1 protein-coding gene is annotated in these 204 nt (G+C 39.7%); it reads right to left on the reverse strand.

Annotation, left to right across the window (positions count from 1 at the left end; genetic code table 11):
* A partial coding sequence (locus CCE82_RS12825; protein WP_159454559.1) for a hypothetical protein occupies window positions 1–204 on the reverse strand: 204 nt, incomplete at both ends.

Consider the following 204-nt stretch of genomic DNA (forward strand, 5'->3'; position numbering starts at 1 on the left):
CAAGCTCATATGTTGCTGGCTTTGGTTCTGGTTGTGCTTCAGGCTTAACAATACCTAAGTCTACTGAATAGTCATTCGCATTGTTAATCGTTACTTTCGATTCTAAGCCGTTTGAGTCTAATTTAGCATCGCCCACTTGCGTTTTCGTCGGCTCATATCCTTCTGGTAATTCACTGAATTTAACTGTGTATTCTCCATTTTCTA

Origin of the sequence: Staphylococcus cornubiensis (assembly GCF_900183575.1) — a bacterium.
Lineage (GTDB): Bacteria > Bacillota > Bacilli > Staphylococcales > Staphylococcaceae > Staphylococcus > Staphylococcus cornubiensis.